This is a genomic window from Litorimonas sp. RW-G-Af-16, assembly GCF_048319245.1.
In the GTDB taxonomy this organism is placed as follows: Bacteria; Pseudomonadota; Alphaproteobacteria; order Caulobacterales; family Maricaulaceae; genus Litorimonas.
This window is the reverse complement of the sequence record NZ_CP166993.1, coordinates 596,674-616,381: the sequence shown is the minus strand read 5'-3', so window position 1 is coordinate 616,381 and position 19,708 is coordinate 596,674. Positions and strand designations below refer to the sequence as shown.

At 50.6% G+C, this 19,708-nt stretch carries 22 protein-coding genes, 1 tRNA gene and 1 pseudogene; 6 read left to right on the top strand and 18 right to left on the bottom strand.

Annotation, left to right across the window (positions count from 1 at the left end; genetic code table 11):
• Positions 1 to 7: 7 nt before the first annotated feature.
• The 7 genes from AB8615_RS03020 to AB8615_RS02990 all read right to left on the bottom strand — a co-directional run bounded on the left by AB8615_RS03020 (position 8) and on the right by AB8615_RS02990 (position 4,280).
• Positions 8 to 481, bottom strand: coding sequence for a sodium:proton antiporter (locus AB8615_RS03020; protein WP_409433466.1), 474 nt, complete (start codon positions 479 to 481; stop codon positions 8 to 10).
• A complete protein-coding gene (locus AB8615_RS03015; protein ID WP_409433465.1) occupies positions 481 to 936 on the bottom strand; it encodes a Na(+)/H(+) antiporter subunit B in 456 nt (151 codons plus the stop codon). Before AB8615_RS03015 ends, AB8615_RS03020 begins: the two co-directional genes overlap by 1 nt.
• Positions 929 to 1,639, bottom strand: coding sequence for a DUF4040 domain-containing protein (locus AB8615_RS03010; RefSeq protein WP_409433464.1), 711 nt, complete (start codon positions 1,637 to 1,639; stop codon positions 929 to 931). The genes AB8615_RS03015 and AB8615_RS03010 overlap by 8 nt, the downstream gene beginning before the upstream one ends.
• Positions 1,636 to 2,037 carry a monovalent cation/H(+) antiporter subunit G gene (gene mnhG / locus AB8615_RS03005; protein ID WP_409433463.1) on the bottom strand — a complete coding sequence of 134 codons (402 nt, stop codon included), beginning with the start codon at positions 2,035 to 2,037 and terminating at the stop codon, positions 1,636 to 1,638. The genes AB8615_RS03010 and mnhG overlap by 4 nt, the downstream gene beginning before the upstream one ends.
• Entirely contained in the window at positions 2,034 to 2,351 is a 318-nt protein-coding gene (locus AB8615_RS03000) for a monovalent cation/H+ antiporter complex subunit F (RefSeq protein WP_409433462.1), read from the bottom strand. The genes mnhG and AB8615_RS03000 overlap by 4 nt, the downstream gene beginning before the upstream one ends.
• Positions 2,351 to 2,920 (bottom strand): Na+/H+ antiporter subunit E, encoded by a 570-nt coding sequence (locus tag AB8615_RS02995; protein WP_409433461.1) that lies wholly within the window; start codon positions 2,918 to 2,920, stop codon positions 2,351 to 2,353. Before AB8615_RS02995 ends, AB8615_RS03000 begins: the two co-directional genes overlap by 1 nt.
• A 130-nt stretch (positions 2,921 to 3,050) precedes the next feature.
• Positions 3,051 to 4,280 carry a DUF2336 domain-containing protein gene (locus tag AB8615_RS02990; protein ID WP_418152622.1) on the bottom strand — a complete coding sequence of 410 codons (1,230 nt, stop codon included), beginning with the start codon at positions 4,278 to 4,280 and terminating at the stop codon, positions 3,051 to 3,053.
• A gap of 135 nt (positions 4,281 to 4,415) precedes the next feature.
• Between AB8615_RS02990 and AB8615_RS02985 the strand changes: the two genes are divergently transcribed.
• Positions 4,416 to 6,101, top strand: coding sequence for a prolyl oligopeptidase family serine peptidase (locus AB8615_RS02985; protein ID WP_418152620.1), 1,686 nt, complete (start codon positions 4,416 to 4,418; stop codon positions 6,099 to 6,101).
• A complete protein-coding gene (locus tag AB8615_RS02980) occupies positions 6,058 to 6,516 on the top strand; it encodes a prolyl oligopeptidase family serine peptidase (RefSeq protein ID WP_418152618.1) in 459 nt (152 codons plus the stop codon). Before AB8615_RS02985 ends, AB8615_RS02980 begins: the two co-directional genes overlap by 44 nt.
• Before the next feature lie 34 nt (positions 6,517 to 6,550).
• Here AB8615_RS02980 and AB8615_RS02975 read toward each other — a convergent pair whose 3' ends face one another.
• The 10 genes from AB8615_RS02975 to AB8615_RS02930 all read right to left on the bottom strand — a co-directional run bounded on the left by AB8615_RS02975 (position 6,551) and on the right by AB8615_RS02930 (position 15,043).
• Positions 6,551 to 7,231, bottom strand: coding sequence for an energy transducer TonB (locus AB8615_RS02975; protein WP_418152616.1), 681 nt, complete (start codon positions 7,229 to 7,231; stop codon positions 6,551 to 6,553).
• A gap of 679 nt (positions 7,232 to 7,910) precedes the next feature.
• Positions 7,911 to 9,401 (bottom strand): tetratricopeptide repeat protein, encoded by a 1,491-nt coding sequence (locus AB8615_RS02970; RefSeq protein WP_418152614.1) that lies wholly within the window; start codon positions 9,399 to 9,401, stop codon positions 7,911 to 7,913.
• A 189-nt stretch (positions 9,402 to 9,590) separates the two neighbouring features.
• The gene (locus AB8615_RS02965; RefSeq protein WP_409433456.1) at positions 9,591 to 10,220 is read right to left on the bottom strand and encodes an energy transducer TonB; all 630 of its coding nucleotides are present in this window, start codon (positions 10,218 to 10,220) and stop codon (positions 9,591 to 9,593) included.
• Between the two features lie 25 nt (positions 10,221 to 10,245).
• Positions 10,246 to 10,641 carry an ExbD/TolR family protein gene (locus tag AB8615_RS02960; RefSeq protein WP_409433455.1) on the bottom strand — a complete coding sequence of 132 codons (396 nt, stop codon included), beginning with the start codon at positions 10,639 to 10,641 and terminating at the stop codon, positions 10,246 to 10,248.
• Between the two features lie 53 nt (positions 10,642 to 10,694).
• Complete coding sequence (locus AB8615_RS02955) at positions 10,695 to 11,120, bottom strand: ExbD/TolR family protein (protein WP_409433454.1); 426 nt, start codon at positions 11,118 to 11,120, stop codon at positions 10,695 to 10,697.
• 20 nt (positions 11,121 to 11,140) lie between these two features.
• Entirely contained in the window at positions 11,141 to 11,590 is a 450-nt protein-coding gene (locus AB8615_RS02950) for a MotA/TolQ/ExbB proton channel family protein (RefSeq protein WP_418152611.1), read from the bottom strand.
• A 120-nt stretch (positions 11,591 to 11,710) separates the two neighbouring features.
• Positions 11,711 to 13,114, bottom strand: coding sequence for a MotA/TolQ/ExbB proton channel family protein (locus tag AB8615_RS02945; protein ID WP_409433452.1), 1,404 nt, complete (start codon positions 13,112 to 13,114; stop codon positions 11,711 to 11,713).
• A 15-nt stretch (positions 13,115 to 13,129) separates the two neighbouring features.
• The gene (locus AB8615_RS02940; RefSeq protein ID WP_409433451.1) at positions 13,130 to 13,891 is read right to left on the bottom strand and encodes a DUF3450 domain-containing protein; all 762 of its coding nucleotides are present in this window, start codon (positions 13,889 to 13,891) and stop codon (positions 13,130 to 13,132) included.
• Positions 13,892 to 13,945: 54 nt separating this feature from the next.
• A complete protein-coding gene (locus tag AB8615_RS02935; RefSeq protein ID WP_409433450.1) occupies positions 13,946 to 14,761 on the bottom strand; it encodes a DUF3450 family protein in 816 nt (271 codons plus the stop codon).
• A 208-nt stretch (positions 14,762 to 14,969) separates the two neighbouring features.
• Positions 14,970 to 15,043, bottom strand: a tRNA-Gln gene (locus AB8615_RS02930).
• 222 nt (positions 15,044 to 15,265) lie between these two features.
• Here AB8615_RS02930 and AB8615_RS02925 point away from each other — a divergent pair.
• The 4 genes and pseudogenes from AB8615_RS02925 to AB8615_RS02910 all read left to right on the top strand — a co-directional run bounded on the left by AB8615_RS02925 (position 15,266) and on the right by AB8615_RS02910 (position 18,894).
• Complete coding sequence (locus AB8615_RS02925; protein WP_418152608.1) at positions 15,266 to 15,487, top strand: hypothetical protein; 222 nt, start codon at positions 15,266 to 15,268, stop codon at positions 15,485 to 15,487.
• Positions 15,484 to 17,028, top strand: coding sequence for a signal peptide peptidase SppA (sppA, locus tag AB8615_RS02920; protein ID WP_418152606.1), 1,545 nt, complete (start codon positions 15,484 to 15,486; stop codon positions 17,026 to 17,028). The genes AB8615_RS02925 and sppA overlap by 4 nt, the downstream gene beginning before the upstream one ends.
• Before the next feature lie 56 nt (positions 17,029 to 17,084).
• Positions 17,085 to 17,996, top strand: coding sequence for a hypothetical protein (locus AB8615_RS02915; protein WP_418152604.1), 912 nt, complete (start codon positions 17,085 to 17,087; stop codon positions 17,994 to 17,996).
• Positions 17,996 to 18,894 (top strand): annotated as a pseudogene (locus AB8615_RS02910) (MBL fold metallo-hydrolase). The gene AB8615_RS02915 and the pseudogene AB8615_RS02910 overlap by 1 nt, the downstream one beginning before the upstream one ends.
• On the opposite strand, the gene AB8615_RS02905 reads toward AB8615_RS02910, so the two are convergent.
• On the bottom strand, positions 18,891 to 19,706 hold the full coding sequence (locus tag AB8615_RS02905) for a DUF1499 domain-containing protein (RefSeq protein ID WP_409433446.1): 816 nt from the start codon (positions 19,704 to 19,706) through the stop codon (positions 18,891 to 18,893). The pseudogene AB8615_RS02910 and the gene AB8615_RS02905 sit on opposite strands and share 4 nt — an antisense overlap.
• Positions 19,707 to 19,708 lie beyond the last annotated feature (2 nt).

Genomic DNA, 19,708 nt, shown 5'->3' with positions numbered 1-19,708 from the left:
ATAGACATTAGCCCGCTGTCCCTTCGAGATTGTAGATGTAATCTGCTTCGTTAATTTCGTCTTCTTCGATCGTGTTATAGACTTCGCGAATACGCACGGTCAGCGACAAGCCAATCGCGAGCGTCGCGACTCCGACCACAATCGCTGTCAGGATTAGGACGTGCGGCAATGGATTCGAATAAGCAATATCCAGATTATAGCCTGAATGTTTGGCCGCGCCGGCTGCGCCGTCCGCGGCAGCAACGAGAGTTTCAGGCGCTAGGCCCGCATAGTCTTTATCTTTGGCGTATTCTAAAATAGGCGGCTGTCCGCCTTTGACTTTACCGATGGTGATATACAACAAGAATAGAGATGTTTGAAACACCGACAGCCCAACCAATTTCTTGATAAGGTTGCGCGAGGCAAAGACGACGTAAAGCCCCGTCATCATCAAAACGATGACGATCACATAGTTATAATCTGCGATAAATTCGGACAGCATTACCAGTCTTCCTCTTGCGTTTCAGGTTGGCGCGAGCCGAAAGCGTAAAAAATGGCTATCATCACGGTGGTCACTGTTATCAGCACGCCTAATTCAATGGCGAGGATACCGTAATGTTGACCGTGGCTCGGGTCATGGGCCAGCACGTCATAGTTCAAAAACTCTGCGCCGAGCATCCATGTCACAACGCCTGTACCGCCATAGAGTAGAACGCCCAACGTCATACCGATGCGAATCCAGCTGGGCGGGAAAGCGCGCTTTGCTTCGTGTAAGCCAAAGATCAGCGCATACAGAATAACGGAGGCTGCCAAAATCACGCCCGCCTGAAACCCTCCCCCAGGGCCGTAATCGCCGTGAAATTGCACATAAAATGCGAATAATGCGATTAGTGGAATAAGGAATTTGGAGATAACCCGCAGCAGGACATGTGGGTCACGAATGACAGGATCAGGCATCTTTGGCCTCCGCCGTTTTGCGAGGCCGCCCGCGTTTCTTGGGGGCTGGCGCGACGGGTGATGGCGGCGTAACTTCATTCGCAGACGGCGCAGACGGCGCGGAAATGCGCGTGCCTTGCGGTTCTGCGCGCCAGAATCCCGCATTCCCGTTAAGGCCGAGCAAGAGCATGACCCCTAATCCTGCCGAGAAAATCACCACGACTTCGCCAAATGTATCATAGCCCCGATAGCTGCCCAAAACGGCTGTCACGACGTTAGGGATGTGAATGTCATCCGCAGTTCGAGCCAGATACTCCATGCCGACATAGCTATTGGCGGGCGAATTTGGATCGCCAAAGTCAGGCATATCGCCCACAGCGTAGAGCATGGTGACACCTGCGATAATCACCACCAGTAACGGCCCCCATTGACGCGACATGGGGATAGGTGCGGACTCGCGATCCGCCAACAGCATAGCGGAAAGCATCAGCACAGTTGACACACCTGCCCCGACGGCGGCTTCGGTAAAGGCCACGTCTACAGCATCAAGACTGACGAACCAGGCGGCGGAGACCAGGCTATAAACACCCTGCAACATCACAATCGCGAAGAGCGAGCGCATGCGGACGATTGAAAATGCCACGATGACGAGGAGCGCCAATAAGCCTAGGTTCAAAATGAGGGTAGGCGTTTGAGCAACGGAAGACACGGACGCAAAAATCATGACGCGCCTCCATCAACATCTGGCGCCTGCATTTTACCTGTTAAAGGCTTCAACCCTGCGCGGTAAGCGGCATGTGCCACGGCATGTGTCGCAGTAGGGCTTGTGACGAGCAAAAAGAACGCAACGAGCAACAGTTTTAGTGTCATCAATGACCATCCAGACTGGAAGATCAAAGAGATCAAAATTAATTCCGCACCCAAAGTATCGGTCATGCCAGCTGCGTGTAGGCGTGTGTAAAAGTCTGGTAATCGTAAGACGCCGATTGTGCCCGCGAGGACGAAAAACAACCCTGCAGAGAGTGATACAACAGTCCCTATTAAACGGAAGACAGCAAGCCAATCAATATGATGGACGGCACCGTGTGAGGCTTCTGCGGCGGCAAAGATCATATATATCATCGCCCGACCTCCTGATCCGTTTGTCTTGCGATGAGACCTACATCTAAAGCGCGGTAATTAAAAAACTTCAGCACAGCGATCGTCGCAATAAAATTCATCAGCGCATAGAGCAGCGCAATGTCTACCCCATCTGGACGGTCGATGATAAAACAGAACACGCAGAGAAACAGCACGGTCTTCGTCCCGAAACTATTCACCGCAAGCAATCGATCATACAGCGTTGGTCCACCGAGCAATCGCCCTAGCATCAACGCCATAGACACGATCAAGGCGAACGCGCCCGCCAGAAAAATATAGCCTAAAGCTGCGTCCATTATGCGCCGCTCCTTTTAGTTTTGCGCTTTGCTTTCACAGGCCCGTCTGCGAGCAAACCGGGCGCACCCATATCCTCACCAATAGCCCAGGCAGACCGCTCACCCATTTCAGCAAAATCTTCCGGCGCGCTCATTTCATTTAGTAGAGCGTGGACCAAAATATGATCATCGTTCATCTCCACACTGACTGTCCCAGGGGTCAGCGTGATTGAGTTTGCAAACATCACTTTGGCAATGTCTGATTCCTGCGGCAGAGGAATTTTTGTCAGGGTCGGAGAGATTTCCATGTTCGGGCTCATCACGGCACGGACGACGGCCACATTCGCTTTGACGATCTCCATAAATAGCCAAACAAAATAGGACAGAGTCTGCGGAAGAGTCATATACGGTGCGGTCTCATCGTCCATAATCCGCATGCGCACGCTCATTGTAATCACTAGAAAAATGGAAATAACGCCAAGGGTTAGAAGCATAGGTTTGAAATAGCCTGACAGTGTCAGCCACGTCGCGGCCAGTGCGAAAAACAAGATGCAGGCAATACGGAAAATGGCAGACCTCCCAGACGACATTTATGCTTAAACTTCGCTATTAACGAGGGAATCGCATGCTTGAAAGTCAAATCCGAATTTCTACGGGGATATTCTTGAAGAAATTGGGCTTTTGGGAAGTTTTAGTGGTCAGCCACTTAGATAATGGAGTTTAATCGCGGTGAGAGAAGACGAGCGCCGCTGTGATCGCGGCGATCCCAAACTCTTCTTCGCGCGGAATCACGCCGCGTTTAATATAGCGCAAAACTTCCGCATTGAGCGATGACGTCAATGACCAGTTCCAATATCTTAACACGGTCTGCGCTTTGTTGGTCGACATCATGTCGTAACATTCAATAACACGCGCCAGATCGTCGTGCATTTCACCTTCCATGCTCACCAATGGGCGCTTCATCGCACGCCATAGTTTTTCAACATATTCGCGTTTTAAGCCGGGTGCTTTGCAGAGAACAGCTATCCCCTCACCGCCCTTATCCGTCAGAATTTGTGCCCCTGTCGCGGGCTTAATTCCTGCCATGTAAGATATTTCTTCGGTCAGGCTCCGGTCGAGTCCGTAAATTTCTGCGCGTTCAATCGCGGCTTCTAATGTGCCGTATTGCGACCGCTCCATCGCCGCGCGGTTGCGTTGACGACGTTCGATAAATTGAAGGGCTTTGCGAACACCCGCATCTTCCCATCCCGATTTAGCAGCAGGCTCGAACAAATCAGCGCAGGTCTCTTGCAGGACATCCCGCGTAACTCCAAAACGATGCAAAATTTTGCGCCGATTGGCAGCATTTGCCCACCAAAACATGGTCAAACCATGAGACGGGCGCAACTCTTCACGCTTGACCAATAGCGACACATAAGGTTGGTGAGAACGCGATACAGTGAGGATACGCTGGATCGCTGTTTCCGATAACTCCGCGCCCTTATTCTTCAGCAAAGCTTCGACAACATCTTCTTCCAAAAATTCGACCAGTGTGTCGGAAACGGCGTCTGAAACTTTGCGGCGTTGTGCAATAACCTTTCGGTGAGCGCCTGAAACTTTGCGGGAAATTTGGATTAGATCAGAATCTGTCAAACTAACAGAGTCTTCCAAAACATGTTTTGCAACCTCAAAATCGTCCTTGGCGAGAATTACCAAAATTGTGCGAGGGGCTTCGTTGAGCATTGTTAAACGCTTCGCCACACTTTTGCGCAGGTCCACATCTGCATCTCGCATGAGTTCAACCAACACATCCCCCGCCATATGACGCTCTTGCGGCGTGAGTTGACTGGCGGGAATACAGATGACATCGGCGAGACGCTTGGCGAGTTGGCGGCGCACATCGGATTGAGCGTCTTGCGCAGCTGGCGGAACGGGTGTGCCAAGATCTAGGGGTGCAGCTTGTGCTGGCATGACGCCGCCTCTCAAAAACGCAAAATTCTTAGTCAGGTTTAAACAGAGACGGTTAACTAAGCGTGACTTTTGACAAGACGCCGCAATCACAGACTTTAGGCTTGTGATCAGACGCTGGCAGCTTAGATAAGAGCCATGATTACAGCCCCTAAAAACACCCCCGCGCCCAAAGCCCAACGGATTGACAAAAAACACGAACGCTTCGGCCATACGTGGATTGATCCCTATGCGTGGATGAAGGACGACAACTGGCAGGCCGTTATGCAGGACGCGTCTAAGCTTAACGCCGACATTCGAGCGCACCTAGAGGCTGAAAACGCTTATACCGAGGCCGCGCTCGCGCCTCTATCGAAGCTAAAAGACGCGATTTTTGAGGAGATGAAGGGGCGGCTGGAGCCAAATGCGCAGAGCTTGCCTTTGCCTGACGGCGATTATGCCTATTTCCACTATTTCCGCGAAGGCGATGAACACGGCGTCTATGCCAGACATCCGATCGGCAACCCGGACAAGAAACACATCATGTTGGACGCTGATGCCCTCGCCAAGGACGGCAAAGGATATTTCGACCTCGGCGATGTATCGCACTCCCCGGATCATAAATGGTTGGCCTATTCCGTTGATCGTCAAGGCGCAGAAAATTTTAGAGTTTTCGTGAAGTCACTCGAAACGGGCGAAGTCTTCGCGACAGGGATTGACCGCTCCGCAGGCGGCCTCGTCTGGGCCTCTGACAATCATACACTTTTCTGGGTCGAGCGAGATGACAATCAACGCCCTTATGCTGTTCGGTTCAAAGATATTTTTGATAATTTGGGCAAAGTTTACACCGCTTACGAGGAGGCTGATCCAGGATTTTTCGTCAGTGTCGGCACGTCTGACGATCTGGCGTCTATTGAAATTAGTGCGCATAACCACACCACGTCTGAAGTCTGGCGCGTCCCAGCTTTTGATCCGACAACACCCGCTCAATGCTTTGCGCCTCGCCTCGCGGGGCAAGAATATAGCGTCCATGATCAAGGCAGCAAAAGCTACATCTTGACCAATGCAGACGGCGCGACGGATTTTGCGATTATGGTCGCCTCACAGACAGATACATCCCGCGAAACATGGATGCCCTTCATTTCGCATACGCCAGGCACTTTGATCTTGGGCGTAGAGGCCTTTGAGCATTTCCTTGTCCGCCTTGAGCGTATCAACGCCCTGCCCCGCATCATCATTCGCGACATGCGTAGCGGCGAAGAACATGCGATTGAAATGGACGAACCCGCTTATGAGTTAGGCCTCATATCCGGGTATGAATACCGAACATCTGAGATTTTCTTTAGCTATAGCAGCCCGACAACACCCGAACAGGCCTATTGCTACAACATGGAAACCCGCGAGCGCGAATTGGTTAAAGAGCAAGTTGTACCAAGCGGCCATGACCGCAGCAATTACGCCGTCGAGCGGATGGAGATTTCGGCGCGTGATGGTGCGCGTGTTCCTGTAACACTCTTGCGTCGCAAAGATGTGACCGCGAATGGCCAAGCGTCACTCCTGCTCTATGGTTACGGCTCCTATGGCATTACGATTTCAGCGAGCTTTCGCACGCGGATACTTTCCCTCGTCGACCGCGGTTTTGTTTACGCGATTGCCCATATCCGCGGGGGTATGTCCAAGGGCTACCAATGGTATTTAGACGGGAAACTCGAGAAAAAAACGAATACATTTAATGACTATATTGATGTCGGTCACGCTCTGGTCAAAGCTGGCTGGACGCGATCTGGACGCATTATCGCGCATGGCGGCTCGGCTCGGTGGGTTGCTCGTCGGTGCGGCGATTAACCAAGCACCAGAGTTGTTTGGAGGCGCGATTGCCGCCGTGCCATTTGTTGATGTCCTCAACACAATGTCAGATACAGAATTACCGCTCACGCCGCCTGAATGGCCCGAATGGGGTAATCCTATAACCGACGAAGAAGCATTCGCACGTATTCGGGGCTATTCACCCTATGAGAATGTGAGCGATGCTGCCTATCCACCCATGTTAATCACGGGCGGCCTGACAGACCCGCGCGTCACGTATTGGGAGCCCGCAAAATGGGCCGCAACCCTGCGCGATCATCAAATAGCTGACGCGCCGATCCTGCTCAAGATCAATATGAGCGCGGGGCATGCGGGCGAAAGCGGGCGTTATGACAGCCTGAAAGAAACCGCCGAGGAGTATGCATTTGCCGTGGCAGCAGTCGGTTTAAGCTAACGCCCAACGCTACGGCAGGGTTGAGACACTCTCATTACTCAGGAATAATCTGATTACGCTCGTCTACCAGGCGGAAAGATATTTTGGTCTGTATATCATTCACAGTCACGGCACGACCGTCGACCATTTGAGGATTATACTGCCAGTTTTGGACAGATTTTATCGCAGGCCTTTCAAACATTGATTGGCTGCAATAACTCGCCCGCACATTAAAAGGTTTTCCCTCTGGCGATACATCAAAGACCACATTGCAGTGCCCCGACTTAGTCGCGCGCATTGGCATGGTGGGCGGAATACGGACAAGCGGCTGGTAGTCGCGTTCCATATTGATAGATGTCACCATCGCCATTTTTATCGGCTTTGTATCAAACACATTGCTATCGCCGTCCATAATAATAGGAGGCACCGTGACTTTATCAGTCTCTGGATTACCGACTGTCGGGGGCGGCGGAGGTGTTTGAACTTTTTTATAAGGTTCAATTTCCACGCGATTATCATTGACCACAATATCTTGTTCAACTGGATTTATCTCAAAGCTCGCGGCGAGCAACTTATCTTGGGGCTGAAATTCTGTTGCAATCATCGCCGCCATGCTGAGCGTTAACGCCGTTGTGACCCCGCCTGCAAAAATAGCGGACGCGCTCCATCGCATTGCTTTACGTGAAGCATTTTCTGGCTGGCCTTCGTTAATCGGTGCAGGTCCCTGATCTTGCATGGTGCGGGCCGCAGGTTTTGTAGCGTCGGTTGCAGTTATCTGCTTCGTGTAATGAAAGCGCTTGGGCGTATTTGGTGATTGAGTTGACACCATCCTGCGCGGCCCAAATCTCCGCTGATCAGTTACAAGATGGTGTGTTTTGGCTGTCGTCGACACTGACTCAGGGCTCGGCCTCGAAATTCCCTCATTGCTTACTGTTGGTTTGATATATTGTTCTGAACTGACCGTAATTTGTCCAGGATGACCAAGGTTAGCGTCAGGGTCGGTAGTTTCATTGTGGCAGTCTGTGATATTTGTAAGAGGGGCCACTTTATAGTTATGCCCTGTTTCAGCTTGCTTTTCCTGAGCCGTGTTTCGTTTTGGCAGAGGCACAACTTCCTTTTCTTGGGGACCAAAGACCCTAACTATATGCTTATAGAAAAAACCCAGAATGTGCATAATACAACCTCCCAATTAATTGTTATGTTGTAACATAACAAGTCCATAAGCACAAGATCTTAAAGCTAGAACAGGCCACGCGACGCCCCTGTTTTGAGGTTATAAAAGGCTTAGAAATATGTCGGTTTTAGGCACTAAACGGAATTCGAGAGCATCGATTAATTCAAATAGCTTAACAAGAACTATTGCCAAAAAAAGCCCGGCGATAAGGCCGGGCTCTAATCTTAGTGTTTGAAGAAATCTATTCTTCAACAATCTTGACGCGGAATTTCGCATCATAATCCGCTTTATACTGTGTATATTTTGGATCATCGAGAACGAATTTACCAACAAAGACCTCGGCATCATAAGCTTGCTTGATTTTCTGGTAGCAAAGCTCTTGTTCGATGGTCTCTTCAAACTCGCAACGACGATCAACAGCCTCGCGCTCAGCCTTAATAAATTGAACCCATTTTGTGGCATTGCGGCTTTCACGCGAGTCACGAGGGACATTTGAGAAAGCTTCGATCGCAGCATTACGGCTTTTCGTAATGGGCGCTGCCGCTTTTTCGGCTTCCGTCATCTGACAATTTAGGCGATCCTGCTGCTGCGTCGCCTCGTAACGACATGTCGCAATAAGCATCCATGATTTGCCTGAGTCATATCCCTTACTGATTGCCTGCTTAAAGGCCGCCTCTGATTTTTGACATTGGCCCTCATTGTAAAGAGCCTCGCCCAAATCGGCGTAAAGTTTGGCTTGGCCAGAGCTTGCAGCCGCTTGCTCCAACACGGGGATAGCACGCTTATATTCGCGGGCTTGACGGAACAGTGACGATAGCTGCACCATTTTATCAGCATTGCGTGCAATCCGACCGGCATTCATTTCACGTTCTAGGATTTGCGCGGCTTGGAACGGCATGTCGTAGAAGCTGTAATATTGAACCACTTTCATCAAGTCCGCTTCTGAATTAAGCGCACCGCCGAGGTAGAGCATTTTCGTGACCTCAAACGCTTCCTGCTCACGTCCGCCATTGGCCAACATAGATGCCCAGGCATCCCAAAGAGTTTTATCCTCTGGCCAGCGATTGATCATTTGCTTGACGATGTCAGCCTGTCGACCCTGCATGCCCAAATTGTTGTAAAGGAAGTTCATCAAGTCAAAATGCTTGCGCTCTTTCGGGCTCGCGGCATTAAACCATCTCTCCGCCCACGGCAGAGCTTTAGAATAATTTTCGGATTGCACCCAAGCCTGTGTCAGCATTTCAACATATTGTGGTTTTTGCTGACCCCCATTGGCCAAATACTGCTCCAAGCGACGGGCACCTTCGGCGTATGATCCGTTAGCGATCAAGAGCTGCGCGATATTCACCCGAAGGGAATCGGCTTCATTTGGCAAAAGGCCGCCTGCATTGATGGCGTTTTCAAATGCCCCAATCGCTTGCGCATATTGGTTCATCTCGTAATAGCTGGCACCCTGCATCTGATAGATCGTTGAGCGCTCATATGCATTCAACTCAGGTAGAGCGAGTGCTTTGTTGAGCGGCTCCAAGGCCGCGCTGTGTTGGTTACCATTGATAAGCTGCAGAGCTTCATTCACAATTTCACCTGCTTTCGCAGAGAACTGCCGACCTTCGCCGTCTTGTGCGACTGCAACGTCAACTGTCGCTGTTCCAACAAAACTCATGGCAGAAAAGGCCAAGAGGCTTGCACCCAAAAGGGCGGTAAATTTAGTCGTAAGAGCTAATTTTGACATATAGTCATCCTCTAAAATTATAGTCGGACATATTCATAATACCGACATTTCATGTTTCGACTTGTCTTCGAAACTGCCCCCCGTTTATTTGGGAGACATTGTATTCGTAATTTGCTCATCGAACATAATGTCATACTGAGCAAAAAATGTTTAATTCAGCAGGCTCGCCAAGAGCTGGTAACACAAAACCTATTCCGGAATTAAACGTCCGCGCTCATCTGTTAGCTGAAATGTAATTTTCGATTCCACGCCCGCACGAGACACTGAACGGCCATCAACGATTTTTGGGTTATACTTCCATTTTTGAACTGACTTGACAGATGCACGCTCGAACAAACTTTGTGTGCAATAAGTCGCCGTCACATTAAATGGCTGTCCCTCTGGGCTCACATCAAATTTCACGTTACAATGACCAGACTTTTCAGCACGAGGCGGCATGATCGGCGGGATACGCACCAGAGGCTGCGCATCACGATCTGACACAGCAATCTTGAAGTTTTGACGGTCAATCTTCGGCGCCTCAAACTCTGGGATGGCCCCTTCTAAGGACGCAATCCGCTCTGTTGGTTTATCGGCCTTCGCACGTTCAATCATAGGCGGCGGCGGCGGTGTGATTACTTTTTTGACTTTATCAACCTTCGTCTCGCGCTGAATAACTTTGATGTCTTCAACCTTCGGGTTGATCTCAAAACTGGCAGCTTCCAACTTATCCTGAGGCTTAAACTCCTCAGCGATCAGTGTCATCATCAACACAAAGAGCGCCAACGTCACAATCGCAGCGACTGGAACAAATAATAACCAACGAACAATATTACCCATAATAGTTTTCCTTATCCTGCCGAGACTACTCAGTACCGACGCGTGTGTTCACGCCAAGGTCTTGCATCAATTCTTGAACAGACATCACAGTTCCGACTTCGGCGTCTTTGTCGGCTTTAATAATCGCTTCCGCCTTCGGGCTTTCGTCCAAAATCGATTTCACGATCGGGCGAATTTCCTCAACGCTGTAGGGACGCTTATCAATCCAGATCTCATTTTGTGCGTTGACCGCAATCAGAATTGAAGGCTTCCACTGCTTATCCAAACTCGCTTCGGGTTGGAATGGATCAATCCCCGGGGTCTTCACGAAAACCGATGTCACGATGAAGAAGATGAGGAGAATAAACACGACATCCAACATGGGCGTCATATTTAGTTCTGTATCCTCTTCTGGGATAGATGTGCGACTACGTCTTGCCATAATGTTACCTTATCACATTTTAAGTCGGGACGCAAATCCCAATAGCATATTGCTTAATTGGAACCTGTATCTCGGAGAATTTCGATTTTCGAACTTAGACCAGCAGCATCCAGACCGTCTTTCAACTCGACCAGAATTTTGTGCTGAGACCCCTCATCCATGCGGAGGATTACAGCAGCACCTGGTTTATCGGCCAAGAGGCGTTCCACGGCGAGCGTGACACGATCACAGCCTGTCGAGCGGCCGTCTACGGAACACTGATTGCGTTCGTCCACATAGACGGTAATCGCAGGCGTGTCAGAAGGCGGCGTTTGAATGTCATCGGGCGGAGGCGGCGGTTGGGTTAAATCAATCGCGTCTTCGTCCAAAAATGTGGCTGTCACGATGAAGAAGATCAACATAATAAACACGATGTCGAGCATCGGGGTCATATCGACTTCGGCTTCGTCAGCCTGAGCGTTTCTACGTCCACGTCTCATAATTTAGTCCTCTCGTGTGCCTAGTAATGGGAGAGTTCGTCCGCGAAACGCTGAGTCTCGCGCGCACTCCACCGGGGCAACACTGTTGAAAAATATAGCCCAGAGAGCGCCGCCATCATGCCAGCCATTGTCGGAATGGTCGCTTTGAAGACACCGCCAGCCATCAAACGTGCATTTGATGATCCTGACAACGCCATCACGTCAAACACTTCGATCATGCCTGTTACAGTGCCGAGCAGACCCAATAGCGGTGCCAAGGCCACAAGGGTCTTGATAATACCGACATTTGAGTCAGTCCGCTCTTTAATCTGGCTGATCATTTCATCCCGGATCGCTTGCGCTCTCCAAGATGTTTTGTCCGTGCGAGCATCCCACTCGGCCTTAAGCCGAGCTTTGGTTGGCTTGTGAGCGAAGAGGTAATAGGCGAAACGCTCTAGGATAAAGGTCCACATCGCGAAAGTTGCGATCATGATGACGAAGAGGACATTCCCCCCGTCGCCAAAAACTCTTGTAATCCGTTAAACACATTCAGCATGGTTTATTACCTCTGTCTCTCTGCGAAAGTTCTACACACATCCTGCTCTGACCCATTAGGTCAGAGAGGCTGAACCGCGTGTTTCAACGTGGCGTGCAACGATACCAGCAGATTGCTCTTCTAGCGTGCCCTGAATAGAGCGAGCCAATGATGAGCAGAAGCTGTGCAGGATAAGTAGCGGGATAGCCGCAATCAGACCCAGCATTGTTGTCACGAGCGCGACCGAGATACCACCCGCCATCAGCTGTGGATCGCCTGTTCCGTAGATCATCATAGCTTGGAAGGTCTGGATCATACCTGTCACCGTACCCAAGAGGCCGAGGAGTGGTGCGATACCCGCCATCAATTTCAGAAGGTTCAGACCCAACTCAAATTTCGGCGATTCTTTCAGGATAGCTTCGTCCAGTTTCAGCTCGACCGTGTCGGCGTCTTTGTTCGCAGATCCCTCATAAGCCATCATGACGCGACCTAGCGGATTGGATTTGGACGGTTGCGCCTTACGCTTCTGTCCACCTACAGCCATTTTCACGAGGAAGAGGCGAATGATGTTTAGAACACCAAAGATCACACCCAGAATACCCATGATGATGATGATTTTGCCAATCGGACCACCTTGCACCCAGAAGCGCTCTTTAAAGCTTGGAACGCGCTCGAAAGATTTCAGCAATTCACCGCGCGTTGGATCAATCGGAGCGAAAACAATGCCGGAATTCGTGTTTGTCACTTTCTTCGCGGCGGCAGAAATTTGACCACCCGGCTGCTTTGGCAGTTTGGCGAGCAAAATATTGCTGTCGTTTTGATCGGATGGCGGTGTGTAACCCAAGAAGTCAGCGCTATCAGCCGTAAAGACTGAGAACGGACCGACGCGAGTCACAGATTGTGACGCACCGTCATTCACATTCGCAACGGGCGCTTCAAATGTCGCGACCTGACGCTGAGCTTTCACTTCTTGCAACATCGTCTGCCAAATTGCGTTGAGATCTTCTGCGCTTGGAAGCGCTTTTGACTCAGCGACACGACCTAGAACTTCGGACCGTGTTGGATATTGCGCTGTGATCAAAGAGCTATCGAGGAGAGCTTTAAACTCACCTGCTTTTGACCGCGCAAGGCCAAACACCTCGCCGAAATCGCCCTGGGCTGAGCGAAGCTCGCCTTCTAGCTGATCGATTGTGCGGCGGTTGGCTGCGAAAGATGATTCGACGTTTGCAGCACGACGCTCGAGCTGCTGCAGTTCTCCGCGCGCTTGATTAAGAAGCGCGCTCTGCTCATTTGCACGCGCCCGGAAGCGAGCTTCGCGTTCGCGATTTTCGGCTTCTGTTTTAGCAGCGTCCTGACGCACCTTATTAAGGAGGTCTGAGACGGAACTGATTTGCGCACTCGCCGGAACGGCAGAGAACATGACAGCAGAGGCAATGACCGCCGTTGTCAAATTTGTGAAGTATTTCATAGTCTTGCTCATGATTATATTCCTACCTTAATTACCCATCGCGACAGGCGCGAATACAATGTTTGGAGCCGCTTCGCCTTTGGCAATTCGGGTCGCTTGACGCATTTGGATTTCATCAGCACCGCTGAGTGACTCCCACGATTTTGTCGCGAGGTTATAGCGCGCGATCTCTGTCTCGTCTTTGGACACATAGACGAGTGACGTCCGACCAAAGCGGATGAAGTTGACCACGTTACCAGGTTTCGTTGGATGCGCGCCTTCATACGAGTCGATACCTTGACCATATGACACTTCAATCTTGTAAGCATTGAGAACGCGGCGATATTGTTCCGCTGGCGATACATCTGGGTTAGCCAAGACGTTCTTTACATCTTCGACCCGCGCCAGACGCTCATTAATGTTGAACGGCAAATCTGAATTGACTGAGTCTTCGAGAGCCACGGCCATTTTCAACATCATCGGGGACATGCCCTGTTTGATCTGCTCCACCGTGCCAAGCTGACGCTTTAAGCTAACGATCTCGGATTCTTGTGAAGCGCGGAAAATTTCCTGCTGCGCCACGAACAATTCGATATTGTCTTTTTGCTGAAGCACCGCCCGATATTCGCGAATGGCGTTATCAGCACGATCATCATCGCTTGAGACACGCTCCTGCGATGCGGCAGAGGCCGCCGTCGAGGCTTTGGCTGTGCTAAGAGCACTTTCAAGCTGGGCATAGGCCGGCGATGACAACATCATCCCTACGGCTCCTGCCAGCCACAAACGCTTGGCTATTGAAGATTTTAACATGGTTTCCTTCCAAGTTTACTTTGTTGTTTATTGGCCTTTAGAGGCTCTCTTTAATTAATTAGAAGCTTCCGTCAGACGAATTGGCCCGCGCACGACACCCGGCGCACTCTCCCCCCGCGCGATACGAACAGCTTTACGTAAACCGATAATGTCGGCTCCGTTCATCTTGTCCCACGCATTGGTCTCTTTATTGTATTGATACCCGACAGAGCTATCGAGCTCCAAATAGGCCAGCGATAGACGTCCAAAGTGGATGTAATTCCCGTCATTCAGACTATCCCGCAAATCATCAAGCGTTGCGCCGCTATCAAGCGCCCCTCTGAGATCATCTGTGAGAGCGCATGTTGATGAGGCCTGATTGGCTTCACAGGCCGCAAAACGCGTTCCAGGCGTGACAGGATTATCACCCGCATATGCCCCAACGGAATTTCCGTAGTTCACTTCGGCGTCATATAAATTCATGGCTTGGCGGAACAGGACGCTCTCGCCGATTGACTCATCAGCCAAGTCCTCTTTCAACTTGTCCAAGCGGTTAAACCGTTCTTGACGCCGAAAAGGCACATCTTTGACTAATTCTTTTTCGATTTCTGCCGTCATGGCAGCAACAATCGGGCGGATCGCTTCTTTTTTGGCAGGAAGCGCCTCAATCTGCCCTTGAAGGCTGTCAATCTGCCCTTTCTGGTTAGAGAGATAAGCTTCTTTTTGAGCGATTGAGATTTTTAAATCTGAAATCTGCTGCAACAGCGCAGCGTAGGATTTGGCTTCAGCGTCAGCATCCTGCGCGGACGCAGTTATACCGAGGGCGCTTGCACTCATTAAGAGTGCCGCACCAGCGCATAGCACTTTACGGGCGATATTAGAGCTCACCACTCATGTCCTCCTCTGACGTCATGCCTTTTTGGCATATATTTTTTTTGGCCGCTGTAACGCGGCAGAACCTTAATCAATCATTACTAGATCATTCCTGCAAGGGAAATTTAAGGAAATCAATCAAGTTTCTTGTGTATTGTTATAAAATAACAATATTTGCACTGTCAAATCGCAAAGACATAATAACTGTTTGATTAGTCTAGAGGTTTGGTTGGGGCGGCTGGGGTCGAACCAACGATCACGGGATCAAAACCCGATGCCTTACCACTTGGCTACGCCCCAAAAATATGAGCAAACCTCTGCAGACCGCGGGTGTTTATGCGCTTGGCGCAGAAAACGCAATGGGGTTTTCTGAACAAAATTCAAAGATTTTATCCGTCAGATTGTCGCAGAGAATTATGCAAAAAGAGATTGCTTGCAATTCACAATACCCTTATCGTTTATCAACAAATTTAAGTGTCTTCAGGCCATTGAGACATCTATTACACGCTTCGGGAGCCCATTATGCGTCAATTTTTTATCACCGTACTGGGTGTCGTATTTGGTATTTTTGCATTCTTCTTCGTTTTATTTGCGATTCTTGCCGTCTTTGGAATTTTTGGCGGCATTAAAGAATCGATGAAACCAGCAGAGCAAAACGTCCTAACGATCGATATGCGCCTTCCAATGATTGATCATGACGGCTCCAGCGGCAATCTTTTCGGCGCAACACCCCCTCTATTGTGACAACAGCACGGGCACTTCGCCGGGCGAAAACAGATGACAATATTAAAGGGCTGTTCATTCGGGCAGAAAGTTTTGGCATGGCACCAGCGTCTGCCGAAGAATTACGCCTTGCGATTCTTGACTTTAAAGAGAGCGGAAAATTTGTAATTGCCCACGCACAGGGATTTGAGGCCACCTCAATCATCCCCTATCAGGCCGTCACAGCCAGCGATGAAATCTGGATGCAGGACACAACGGGCTTTGCAATCTCTGGATTACGATCTGAGGCCGAATTTTTTGGTGGCGTATTCGACAAAATCGAAGCTCAACCCCAATTCGAACAGTTCTATGAGTATAAGAACGCGGCCAACACATACATACAAACTGGCTTCACCGACGCTCATAAAGAGGCGACGACGAGCTATATGACGTCGATCTATGATAACGCCATGGCGCAGATCGCGGACGATCGCGATATTCCTTTACCGCAACTCAAAGCACTTCTAAATGCGTCTCCGCATAGTGCTGAAGCAGCGAAAGACGCTAATCTGGTAGATAAGCTCGGTCACATTGAAGAAGCGCGCGAATATGCCAAAGAAAAAGCAGGCGGTGACTCGGTCAAATTCAAAACGGTTCAAGACTACGGCATTTCTACCAAAGTCACAGGCGATGCGATTGCCTTTATCGGCGGGCAAGGCCCCGTGATTACAGGTGAGAGCAGCACAGGCTCGCCCTTTAACCCTAGCCTATCCATGGGGGGCGATACGATTGCCGCAGCATTTGACGCCGCAACGAAAGACAAAGCGGTTAAAGCCATCGTCTTTCGTGTCAGCACGCCCGGCGGCTCCCCTGCTGCATCGGATCAAATTCTCGCAGCGGCAGACCGCGCCAAAGAGGCAGGTAAACCTGTCATCATCAGCATGGGCCAATACGCTGCCTCTGGCGGATATTATGTATCAGCCCACGCCGACCATATAGTCGCTATGCCGCAGACAATTACGGGCTCAATCGGTGTCCTGGGCGGGAAAATCGCCTTTGAGGACAGCTTCGCCAAAATCGGCTATAATATAGAGGGTATCACCATTGGCGGTGATTACGCTGGCGCCTACTCCGTTGATGAGCCATTTAATCAAGGTCAGCGCGCCGCCTATCGCGGACAACTTGAAGACATCTATGAAGATTTCACCATGCGTGTTGCCAATGGCCGCAATCTACCGCTGTCAAAAGTCAAAGAAATTGCCAAAGGCCGCGTTTGGACAGGTGAGCAAGCAAAAGAGATCGGGCTAGTCGACGAATTGGGCGGTTTCTTCACCGCTGTCGATGCCGCGAAACGCTTTGCCAAGATCGAAGATGACGCCAAAGTCCGGATTAAAGTCTTCCCGCGTCCCAAATCTACCGCCGAGCAGTTCGAGGAATTGTTTAACGGGTCCGCGCAAATCCATGCCGATATGGCTGCCTTGCGCGAGATTGCAGAGCTGCCTGAAGTCAGAGCGGCTCTCAAAGCGCGGCAGGCCTCACGCATTGGCCAAGAAATGACAGCTGATATTCCTGACATTCAGTAGGGCGTCAATTAGGGCGTCTTGCGGTCAGCTGACGTCTTAAAAACAAACGCTATATAATGTCTTGGATAAAAGAATTTTCTTGGTCATGGCGCGGCGTGCGCGTCAAAGAGACGGGGGCTTTCATCCCCTTCTCGGCCGCGCTTCTCTATGATTGCTGGCGCGGGTGGAGCTATATTGTTGCAGAAACGCTACGACCCCGCCCAAATTTACCCCCGATCAACGCGAAGTTTGAGCCGCGCGTGCCAAAGCAGTGGTACCTCATTTGGGGGGCGATGCGGCAGGCGAATGTTCGCCCCACTATCAGGCCTGATTCTGATTTAACGATATTCTTTCAAGACGAAACGCACATAACCCCGTCGAAAACGGGGACTTCTGGCATCAACGCCAGCTGCTTAGATATTTCTAAAACGCGAGTGGCGGAGGTGTTTGCGGATGTCTTTGGCTATGATTTGGCTATTGATCCGCTGACGGCCGCCACGCCCTTTGTTGCGAAGTCTGAAATCAACGGCACCCATGATGGTAGGGTTCTGACCGCGCCTGAGCCTCCCAAACCTGGCTGGGTCTATCAGCGCTTGATCGACAACAGCACCGAGGACGGCCATGTTGCGGATATACGTTGCCCCACAGTTTTTGGGCAAATACCGCTCGTGTTTTTAAAGGAGCGCCCCGTCACTCAGCGCTTCGCCAATCTGAATACGCGTTGCCGTATTGACGCGCCACAAGATCATTTAAGTGAGACTGAGTTGCGAAATGTGTCACAGTTTTGTCAACAGATGGGGCTAGACTGGGGTGGGCTAGATATTCTACGCGATAAGGCAGACGGACGAATCTATATCGTCGATGTCAATAAAACAGATATGGGACCCCCTTTGGCACTGAGTTTACGAGATAAATTGCGCGCGACGAAAATTTTGGGTATGGCCTTGCGCCAAGCCCTAGAGACTCGGTTGAGTGCGGGATCGTTGTAATGGCAATCCCCTTTGTTCGCAGTTTTGAGTTTGAGTATGGTCGCTGTGATCAGCTTAGCCCGCTTGTCCAGCGCGTCATTGCGGACAATCCTGGGCCGTTTACGTTCACTGGCACGGGCGTTTATATTATTGGTCAAGACAATGTCTGCGTTATTGACCCAGGCCCAAATACAGACGCCCACCGCGCGGCATTGGACCGAGCGCTGGCGGGGCGTAAAGTCACGCATGTTTTGGTGACCCATCACCATATTGACCACTCCCCCTCGCCGCGCCGCTCGCCGCGAAACATGGGTGCCAAGTCTATGGCTACGGCCTTCAGCCTGAACCGCCCCAAGACGGTGAAGTTCGGTTGGAAGCGGGCGACGATCTTAGCTTCATGCCTGATGTGGAAATTCGCGACGGTCACGTGATCCGAGGGGATGGCTGGACGATTGAAGCGATCCACACGCCTGGGCATACCTCAAACCATCTGTGCTACGCCTTAGTTGAGGAAAACACGCTCTTTTCTGGCGATCATATCATGGGATGGTCTACCAGTGTGGTTAGCCCGCCCGACGGAGATATGGGCGATTATCTCACGTCTTTACGCACAGTGCTGGCGCGAGATTTCGATATAATTCGTCCGACCCACGGGACAGAGATCACAGAGGTTCAGGGCTTTATCCAAGCCTATATTGACCACCGCCTCAAACGCGAAGATCAAATCATGGAAGCGCTAGAAAGTGGATTAAGTGATATTGGCGAGATCGTTGCCAAACTCTACGCTGATGTCGATAAGCGTTTGCACCCTGCCGCCGCGCATAGCGTGCTGAGCCATATTATTCATATGCGCAAAACAGGTCGCGTCACGGCTGACGGGGCTGATGGATTGCGGCAAACCTACCGCATTGCGGCTTAGGCTGCGTTTAATCTCTCTAGGAAATCTTTCACGCGCTCCGCATTTTTGCCAATGTCTGATCCGCCAATGCGCGATAAAGACCTTGCGTCAACGACACTGCCCCCGCCCTCGGATGGCTTAATGCGGATGATCACATCGTCTTTAAATCCATACCAAAATGTTGTGTCTGTGGCTTCAATGATGCCAGCTTCTGCGTCAACATTCACAAGCTCCCACCCCAGCTGAGACGCGACAAGTTCAGCTTTGCCAAATACTGCAGCGGGGTCGTCTTCAAGAATAAGCGGGCGCACGGCAGGGAAGGCTTTTGTCTGCAAGACGGAGACAAGTTTTTTATCGCGGCTATCTTTTTTACCAACGTAATTGGACGGATTACTTGTGGAACCGCGTAGCTTCAGAATGGCATCAGTAAACATAGGCGGGTTTTGTGTGTCCGTTGTGATGTCATGGATAAAAGGCAGAGACTCGACTTTTGCTTTCGTCGCGCCGAGTTTGCCCATGCCAAAGCCGCCAATCAAAAGTGCAAGCGCGCCCACGACAAAACCGCGACGTGGCTGAATGGTAAATGCCAGAACGAGACTGATAAGACCTGCAATCCCAGCCGCGATCAGAAGGATCGGTCCAACTTTCATATTCAGCAGGCCAAAGCTTGTGCCCAAACCAAATACGCCCAGCTTATATCCAATAGCCGCCACTATAAATGTTAACGGTGCAATAAAGGCGAGGGCTAGCGTAACACGCAGCACACCTCTGCGGAGTTTCTGACGCTTCACGCCTTTTTCGGGTTGAGATACATTTGTGATAGATGTTGTCATAG

Bases quoted from the DNA above. Each gene is read 5' to 3' on its own strand.
- AB8615_RS02995 (WP_409433461.1), bottom strand. From the start codon at position 2,920: ATGTCGTCTGGGAGGTCTGCCATTTTCCGTATTGCCTGCATCTTGTTT.
- AB8615_RS02955 (WP_409433454.1), bottom strand. From the start codon at position 11,120: ATGAGACGTGGACGTAGAAACGCTCAGGCTGACGAAGCCGAAGTCGAT.
- AB8615_RS02905 (WP_409433446.1), bottom strand. From the start codon at position 19,706: ATGACAACATCTATCACAAATGTATCTCAACCCGAAAAAGGCGTGAAG.
- AB8615_RS02985 (WP_418152620.1), top strand. From the start codon at position 4,416: ATGATTACAGCCCCTAAAAACACCCCCGCGCCCAAAGCCCAACGGATT.
- AB8615_RS02950 (WP_418152611.1), bottom strand. From the start codon at position 11,590: ATGATCGCAACTTTCGCGATGTGGACCTTTATCCTAGAGCGTTTCGCC.
- AB8615_RS02970 (WP_418152614.1), bottom strand. From the start codon at position 9,401: ATGTCAAAATTAGCTCTTACGACTAAATTTACCGCCCTTTTGGGTGCA.
- AB8615_RS02990 (WP_418152622.1), bottom strand. From the start codon at position 4,280: ATGCCAGCACAAGCTGCACCCCTAGATCTTGGCACACCCGTTCCGCCA.
- AB8615_RS02945 (WP_409433452.1), bottom strand. From the start codon at position 13,114: ATGAGCAAGACTATGAAATACTTCACAAATTTGACAACGGCGGTCATT.
- AB8615_RS03020 (WP_409433466.1), bottom strand. From the start codon at position 481: ATGCTGTCCGAATTTATCGCAGATTATAACTATGTGATCGTCATCGTT.
- mnhG (WP_409433463.1), bottom strand. From the start codon at position 2,037: ATGATATATATGATCTTTGCCGCCGCAGAAGCCTCACACGGTGCCGTC.
- AB8615_RS02965 (WP_409433456.1), bottom strand. From the start codon at position 10,220: ATGGGTAATATTGTTCGTTGGTTATTATTTGTTCCAGTCGCTGCGATT.
- AB8615_RS03010 (WP_409433464.1), bottom strand. From the start codon at position 1,639: ATGATTTTTGCGTCCGTGTCTTCCGTTGCTCAAACGCCTACCCTCATT.
- AB8615_RS02915 (WP_418152604.1), top strand. From the start codon at position 17,085: ATGTCTTGGATAAAAGAATTTTCTTGGTCATGGCGCGGCGTGCGCGTC.
- AB8615_RS02960 (WP_409433455.1), bottom strand. From the start codon at position 10,641: ATGGCAAGACGTAGTCGCACATCTATCCCAGAAGAGGATACAGAACTA.
- AB8615_RS03015 (WP_409433465.1), bottom strand. From the start codon at position 936: ATGCCTGATCCTGTCATTCGTGACCCACATGTCCTGCTGCGGGTTATC.
- AB8615_RS02980 (WP_418152618.1), top strand. From the start codon at position 6,058: ATGGCGGCTCGGCTCGGTGGGTTGCTCGTCGGTGCGGCGATTAACCAA.
- AB8615_RS02925 (WP_418152608.1), top strand. From the start codon at position 15,266: ATGCGTCAATTTTTTATCACCGTACTGGGTGTCGTATTTGGTATTTTT.
- AB8615_RS02940 (WP_409433451.1), bottom strand. From the start codon at position 13,891: ATGTTAAAATCTTCAATAGCCAAGCGTTTGTGGCTGGCAGGAGCCGTA.
- AB8615_RS02975 (WP_418152616.1), bottom strand. From the start codon at position 7,231: ATGCAAGATCAGGGACCTGCACCGATTAACGAAGGCCAGCCAGAAAAT.
- AB8615_RS03000 (WP_409433462.1), bottom strand. From the start codon at position 2,351: ATGGACGCAGCTTTAGGCTATATTTTTCTGGCGGGCGCGTTCGCCTTG.